The 7,171-nt window shown below is 74.0% G+C and carries 7 protein-coding genes and 1 pseudogene; all 8 read left to right on the top strand.

What is annotated here, in order from left to right; genetic code table 11:
- Positions 1–20: 20 nt before the first annotated feature.
- On the top strand, positions 21–710 hold the full coding sequence (locus J0670_RS25060) for a response regulator transcription factor (RefSeq protein ID WP_207813923.1): 690 nt from the start codon (positions 21–23) through the stop codon (positions 708–710).
- A 91-nt stretch (positions 711–801) separates the two neighbouring features.
- Positions 802–1,773: a Rossmann-like and DUF2520 domain-containing protein gene (locus J0670_RS25055; RefSeq protein WP_207813922.1), complete on the top strand. Its 972-nt coding sequence runs from the start codon at positions 802–804 to the stop codon at positions 1,771–1,773.
- Positions 1,774–1,775: 2 nt separating this feature from the next.
- Positions 1,776–2,681: a pantoate--beta-alanine ligase gene (gene panC / locus J0670_RS25050; protein WP_207813921.1), complete on the top strand. Its 906-nt coding sequence runs from the start codon at positions 1,776–1,778 to the stop codon at positions 2,679–2,681.
- Positions 2,682–2,754: 73 nt separating this feature from the next.
- Positions 2,755–3,234 (top strand): aspartate 1-decarboxylase, encoded by a 480-nt coding sequence (gene panD, locus J0670_RS25045; RefSeq protein ID WP_207813920.1) that lies wholly within the window; start codon positions 2,755–2,757, stop codon positions 3,232–3,234.
- Positions 3,235–3,251: 17 nt separating this feature from the next.
- Positions 3,252–4,922 carry an L-aspartate oxidase gene (locus J0670_RS25040; RefSeq protein ID WP_207813919.1) on the top strand — a complete coding sequence of 557 codons (1,671 nt, stop codon included), beginning with the start codon at positions 3,252–3,254 and terminating at the stop codon, positions 4,920–4,922.
- Positions 4,923–4,926: 4 nt separating this feature from the next.
- Positions 4,927–5,889, top strand: coding sequence for a carboxylating nicotinate-nucleotide diphosphorylase (gene nadC / locus J0670_RS25035; protein ID WP_207813918.1), 963 nt, complete (start codon positions 4,927–4,929; stop codon positions 5,887–5,889).
- Between the two features lie 46 nt (positions 5,890–5,935).
- Positions 5,936–6,721 carry a type III pantothenate kinase gene (locus tag J0670_RS25030; RefSeq protein WP_207813917.1) on the top strand — a complete coding sequence of 262 codons (786 nt, stop codon included), beginning with the start codon at positions 5,936–5,938 and terminating at the stop codon, positions 6,719–6,721.
- A gap of 122 nt (positions 6,722–6,843) precedes the next feature.
- Positions 6,844–7,171: pseudogene (locus J0670_RS25025) on the top strand (hypothetical protein); the annotation flags it as partial.

The raw sequence follows: 7,171 nt of genomic DNA, 5'->3' as shown, positions 1-7,171 counted from the left end.
CCCCTTTTTAGGAGCCCGCCTTGACCATCCGCGTGATGCTCGTCGACGACCAGGAGCTGCTGCGCACCGGCTTCCGGATGATCCTCCAGTCGCAGGGCGACATCGAGATCGCCGCCGAGGCGGGCGACGGAGCGCAGGCCCTGGAACAGCTGCGGCACACGTCGGTGGACGTGATCCTGATGGACGTCCGGATGCCGCGCCTGGACGGCGTCCAGGCCACCCGCCGGATCTGCCTGGCCGAGGACGGCAGCCCGCTGCCGAACGCCCCGCACGTGCTCATCCTCACCACCTTCGACCTGGACGAGTACGCCTTCGCCGCGCTCAAGGCCGGGGCCAGCGGCTTCCTGCTCAAGGACGTCCCGCCGACCGAGCTGGTGGCCGCGATCCGCGCGGTGCACGGCGGGGACGCCGTGGTCGCCCCGACCACCACCCGCCGGATGATCGACCGCTTCGCCGAGGTGCTGCCCACCCCGCAGAGCGCCCCCGGCTCGGACGTCCTCGGCCCGCTGACCGAGCGCGAGCGGGAGGTGTTCCTGCTGGTCGCCCAGGGTCTGTCGAACGGTGAGATCGCGGCCCGGCTGGTGCTCTCCGAGGCCACCGTGAAGACCCACGTCGGCCGCATCCTGGCCAAGCTCGGGCTGCGCGACCGGGTCCAGGCCGTGGTGCTGGCGTACGAGGCCGGGCTGATCCGGGCCGGGGCCACCGACTGACCCGCCCGTACACTGGATCGGTACGTCCGGTACCCGTCGAGTGGACCGGAACGGTCATTCAGGACAGGTCATCGAGGACAAGGGTGGACGCGTGAATCCGTCCGAGAACTCCGGCTACGACGAGTTCGCCCCGCTCGCCGACGGCCTCGGCCACCAGGCTTTCGGTGATCCCGGCGACCCCGGCAACCGCCCGGCCCGGCTGGCCGTCGGCGTGGTCGGCACCGGCCGGGTCGGCCCCGCGCTGGGCGCCGCGCTGCAGCTCGCCGGGCACACCGTGGTCGCCGCCTCCGGGGTGTCCGCCACCTCCCGCCGCCGTGCCGAGGCGCTGCTGCCGGGCGTGCGGATCGTCGCCCCGCAGCAGGTGATGGCCGCGGCCGACCTCGTCCTGCTGACCGTCCCCGACGACGCGCTGGCCGATCTGGTGGCCGGCCTGGTCGCCACCGGCGCCGTCCGCCCCGGCCAGCTGATCGTGCACACCTCCGGCGCGCACGGCGTCGGCATCCTGGAGCCCGCCACCCGGGCCGGGGCGCTGCCGCTGGCGCTGCACCCGGCGATGACCTTCACCGGCACCTCGGTCGACCTCGACCGGCTGGCCGGCTGCCCGTTCGGCGTGACCGCCCCCGAGGAGCTGCGGCCGGTCGCCGAGGCCCTGGTCGTGGAGATGGGCGGCGAGCCCGAGTGGGTGCCCGAGGAGGTCCGCCCGCTCTACCACACGGCCCTCGCGCACGGCGCGAACCACCTGGTCACCCTCATCGCGCAGGCGATGGACCTGCTGCGCACGGCCGGTGTCGCCGAGCCCGGCCGGATGCTCGGCCCGCTGCTCGGCGCCGCCCTGGACAACAGCCTGCGCTCCGGCGACGCGGCCCTCACCGGCCCGGTCGCCCGGGGCGACGCGGGCACCGTACGGCGCCACCTGGCGCAGCTCAGTACGGTGTCCCCGGACATCCCGGCGGCCTACCGGGCGATGGCCCGCGCCACCGCCCAGCGGGCGCTCGCCAACGGGACGATCGACGAGACGTCGGCGGCGGCGCTGCTGGACGTACTGAACGAGGAGAAGCGCTGAAAATGGCACGCGGTAAGCAGCCGAACAAGACCCAGCGGGCGCCGAAGGTCCACCGGGCCGTCGTCACGCACACCGTGGACGACTTCGAGGCCGCGTTCTGGCCGGACGAGCGGCCGGTGGACAACGCCGTCGTGATGACCATGGGCGCGCTGCACGAGGGCCACGCCGCGCTGATCCGCGCCGCCCGCAAGCAGGTCGGCCGGGAGGGCCGGGTCGCGGTGACGGTCTTCGTCAACCCGCTGCAGTTCGGCCCGTCCGAGGACCTGGAGCGCTACCCCCGCACCCTCGACGCCGACGTACGGCTGGCCGAGGAGAACGGCGCCGACGTGGTCTTCGCGCCCTCCGCCGACGAGGTGTACCCGAACGGCGAGCCGCAGGTGCGCCTGGCGGCCGGCCCGATGGGCGAGCGCTTCGAGGGCGCCACCCGCCCCGGCCACTTCGACGGCGTGCTGACCGTGGTCGCCAAGCTGCTGCACATCACCGACCCGGACTTCGCCTTCTTCGGCGAGAAGGACGCCCAGCAGCTGGCGATCATCCGGCGGATGGTGGCCGACCTGGACTTCGACGTCGAGATCGTCGGCGTGCCGACCGTCCGCGAGGAGGACGGCCTGGCGCTGTCCTCGCGCAACCGCTACCTCTCCGAGGAGGAGCGGGGCCAGGCCCTCGCCCTGTCCAAGGCCCTGTTCGCCGGCCGGGACGTCGCCGCGCAGGGCCCGAAGGCCGTCCGCGAGGCGGCCGCGGCCGTCCTGGACGGTGCCGAGGGCATCACCCTCGATTACCTCGCCCTGATCGACCCGCACGCCTTCACCGAGGCGGCGGACGACTTCCAGGGCGAGGCGGTGCTGGCCGTCGCCGCGAAGGTGGGCTCCACCCGTCTGATCGACAACGTCCACATGATCGTCCGGTAGTAGGACCGGAATGCCGGGACCCGGCAGCAACACCCCCCTTTCAGGCATGCACTCACAGGAGGCGTGACCCGCAATGCTCCGCACCATGCTCAAGTCCAAGATCCACCGGGCCACCGTGACCCAGGCCGACCTGCACTACGTCGGCTCCGTCACGGTGGACGAGGACCTGCTCGACGCCGCCGACCTGCTCCCCGGCGAGCTGGTCCACATCGTCGACATCGACAACGGCGCCCGGCTGGAGACGTACACCATCGCCGGCCCGCGCGGCACCGGCGTGATCGGCATCAACGGCGCCGCCGCCCGTCTGGTCCACCCAGGCGACCTGGTCATACTCATCGCCTACGGGCAGATGGACACCGCCGAGGCCAAGGGCTACGAGCCGAAGGTCGTCTTCGTGGACGAGCGGAACCGGATCACCGGCCTCGGCGGCGACCCCGCCGAGGCCCCTGAGGGCAGCGGGCTGCTCCGAGGTGACATGGGGGCACCTCCCGGCCGCCAGGCTGGGGGCGCGTACGGTGGCGCCGACGGCGCGGCCACCGCGGCCACGCGCTGAAGGGGAGCCACTGAGCCATGTCCGCTACGCATCGCCTGACCGCTCCGGCCCCCGGCTGGACCGCCACCACCGACGTGGTCGTGGTCGGCTCCGGGGTGGCCGGTCTCACCGTCGCCCTCAACGTCCGCAAGGCCGGCCTGCGGGCCATGGTGGTCACCAAGGCGGTGCTGGACGAGGGCTCGACCCGCTGGGCCCAGGGCGGCGTCGCGGCCGCCCTGGGCGAGGGGGACTCCCCCGAGCAGCACCTGGACGACACCCTGGTGGCCGGCGCCGGGCTGTGCGACGAGGAAGCCGTGCGCACCCTCGTCACCGAGGGCCCGGACGCCATCCGCCGGCTGATCGCCACCGGTGCCCTGTTCGACCGGGGCGAGGACGGCGAGGTCCTGCTGACCCGCGAGGGCGGCCACCACCGCCGCCGGATCGTTCACGCGGGCGGGGACGCGACCGGCGCCGAGATATCCCGCGCCCTGGTCGCCGCCGTCCACACCGACCCGGGCATCGAGCTGATCGAGCACGCCCTGGTCCTCGACCTGCTGACCGACGCCGAGGGCCACGCCGCCGGGCTGACCCTGCACGTGATGGGCGAGGGCCAGCGCGACGGCGTCGGCGCCGTCCGGGCCCGCGCGGTGGTGCTCGCCACCGGCGGCATGGGCCAGGTGTTCTCCGCCACCACCAACCCCGCGGTCTCCACCGGCGACGGCGTGGCGCTCGCCCTGCGGGCCGGCGCCGCCGTCACCGACCTGGAGTTCGTCCAGTTCCACCCGACCGTGCTCTGGCTCGGCCCGGACGCCGAGGGCCAGCAGCCGCTGGTCTCCGAGGCCGTGCGCGGCGAGGGCGCCCACCTGGTGGACGCGGACGGCGTCCGCTTCATGGTCGGGCAGCACGAGCTGGCCGAGCTGGCCCCGCGCGACATCGTCGCCAAGGCGATCACCCAGCGCATGCTGGAGCAGGGCGCCGAGCACATGTACCTGGACGGGCGGCACTTCGGCGCCGAGATGTGGGAGCACCGCTTCCCGACCATCCTCGCCTCCTGCCGCGCGCACGGCATCGACCCCATCACCGAGCCGATCCCGGTCGCCCCGGCCGCCCACTACGCCTCCGGCGGCATCCGGACCGACCGGCACGGCCGCACCAGCCTCCCGGGCCTGTACGCCTGCGGCGAGGTGGCCTGCACCGGGGTGCACGGCGCCAACCGGCTGGCCTCCAACTCGCTGCTGGAGGGCCTGGTCTTCGCCGAGCAGATCGCCGAGGACCTGGCCGCGCGCCACCGGGCCGGCGAACTGCCCGAGCGCACCGTGGACGTCGACGCCGCCCGGGCCGCGCGCCCGGTGCCGCTGCCCCCGTCCGAGGCCCGGGCCGAGGTCCAGCGGCTGATGTCGCGCGGCGTGGGCGTGCTGCGCTCGGCCGCCTCGATGGCGGACACCGCGGCCGGGCTCGCCCTGCTCGCCGAGCAGGCCGCGCACGTGGCCGAGGCGAAGCCGGCCGACCCCCGGGTGGACACCTGGGAGGCCGCCAACCTGCTGCTGGTCGCCACCGCGCTGGTGGCGGCGGCCGCGCAGCGCGAGGAGACCCGCGGCTGCCACTGGCGCGAGGACTTCCCCGACCGCGACGACGCCCACTGGCGACGCCACCTGATCACCACCCTCGCCGCCTCCGGCGACCCGGTCAGCACCCCTGAGGAGCAGTGACACCATGACCCACTCCCACGAGGAACTCCCGATGGCCGGCGGCTGCGGCGACGGCTGCGCCTGCGGGGACGGCGAGGGCTACGAGACCGGCCTGGACCCGCAGCTGGCCGAGCTGCTGGAGCAGGCCGGGCTGGACCCGATCGAGGTCGAGGACATCGCCACCCTGGCGCTGGCCGAGGACCTGGCCGGCGGCGAGGACGTCACCTCGGTGGCCACCGTGCCCGCCGAGGCCGTCGCGACCGCCGACTTCACCGCCCGTCAGCCCGGCGTGGTGGCCGGCCTGCGGATCGCCGAGGCCGTCGTCTCGCTGATCTGCGAGGAGGAGTTCGAGGTCGAGCGGCACGTCCAGGACGGCGACCGGGTGGAGGCCGGCCAGGTGCTGCTGTCGGTCCGCTCCCGCACCCGCGACCTGCTGACCGCCGAGCGCAGCGCGCTCAACCTGCTCTGCCACCTGTCCGGCATCGCCACCGCGACCCGGGCCTGGGCGGACGCCCTGGAGGGCACCGCCGCGGTGGTCCGGGACACCCGCAAGACCACCCCGGGCCTGCGCGCGCTGGAGAAGTTCGCGGTGCGCTGCGGCGGCGGCGCCAACCACCGGATGGCGCTCTCGGACGCCGCCCTGGTGAAGGACAACCACGTGGTCGCGGCCGGCGGCGTGGCCGAGGCCTTCCGGGCCGTCCGGGCCGCCTACCCGGACCTGCCGGTCGAGGTCGAGGTGGACACCCTGGAGCAGATCCCGCCGGTGCTGGAGGCCGGGGCGGACCTGATCCTGCTGGACAACTTCACCGTCGAGCAGCTGAAGGAGGCCGTCGCGCTGGTGGCCGGCCGGGCGAAGCTGGAGGCCTCCGGCGGACTCACCCTGGCCAGCGCGCGCGAGGTCGCCCAGACTGGTGTCGACTACCTGGCCGTGGGCGCGCTGACCCACTCCTCGCCGATCCTGGACATCGGCCTGGACCTGCGCGCCTGACCGTCAGGTCGAGAGCAGACCTGTCCCCACTCGCAGAAAGCGCCCCATGCTCCTCACCATCGACGTCGGCAACACCCAGACCACGCTCGGCCTGTTCGACGGCGAGGACGTGGTGGAACACTGGCGGATCTCCACCGATCCGCGCCGCACGGCCGATGAACTGGCGGTGCTGCTGCAGGGCTTGATGGGCAACCACACCGCGGTCCGGGAGGCCACGGTGGAGGGCCTGGCGATCTGCTCCTCCGTTCCCGCCGTGCTCCACGAGCTCCGCGAGGTGACCCGCCGCTACTACGGCGACGTCCCCGCGGTGATCGTGGAGCCCGGCGTGAAGACCGGGGTGCACGTCCTGATGGACAACCCCAAGGAGGTCGGCGCGGACCGGATCGTCAACGCGCTGGCCGCCAACCACCTGTACGGCGGCCCGTGCATCGTGGTCGACTTCGGCACCGCGACCACCTTCGACGCCGTCAACGCCCGGGGCGACTACGTCGGCGGCGCGATCGCCCCCGGCATCGAGATCTCGGTCGAGGCGCTCGGCGTCCGGGGCGCCCAGCTGCGCAAGATCGAGCTGGCCCGCCCGCGCAACGTGATCGGCAAGAACACCGTCGAGGGCATGCAGTCCGGCATCCTCTACGGCTTCGCCGGCCAGGTCGACGGCCTGGTCACCCGGATGGCCAAGGAGCTGGACAAGGACCCGGACGAGGTCCAGGTGATCGCCACCGGCGGCCTGGCCTCCCTGGTCCTCGGCGAGGCCACCACCATCGACGTGCACGAGCCCTGGCTCACCCTCATCGGCCTGCGCCTGGTGTACGAACGCAACCGGCCGAGCTGACCCGGGCTCAGGGCCCCGGGCGGCGCCACGGGCACGGCAGGAGGATTCCCCGGCGGGCCGATCGTGCGGAATTCCGCGCCACGTTACCGACAAATCGGATATTCCTCACGTAGTGTCAGCCCATGCCTACGCCACACGGATCGCGGGGCGGCATGGCCTTCAGCGCCGACGAAGTCCGCGTGCTGCGCCGCGCCCTCGCCCAAGCCCTGCACCCCGCCATCCCCGTCCACCTCCAGGGGCCCGACCGGACGGCGTTCGCCGGGCCGGGCGCCGACCTGTGGGCGGAGGACGTCCAGGACGCACTGCGACTGACCGAGGCCATCGACGAGGCGGTCCAGGAGGGCGGCCGGCTGCGCGCCTTCCTGCTCGCCGACCTCGGCCGCTACCGGGCCGCCCTGCCCGGCAGCGCCGCCGGCTACCTGGAACGGCTGGAGGAGGCCGTCTCCGACG

Source organism: Streptomyces sp. FH025, from assembly GCF_017427025.1.
GTDB lineage: Bacteria > Actinomycetota > Actinomycetes > Streptomycetales > Streptomycetaceae > Kitasatospora.
The sequence above is the reverse complement of the archived record's forward strand: the minus strand, read 5'-3'. Positions and strand labels throughout refer to the sequence as shown.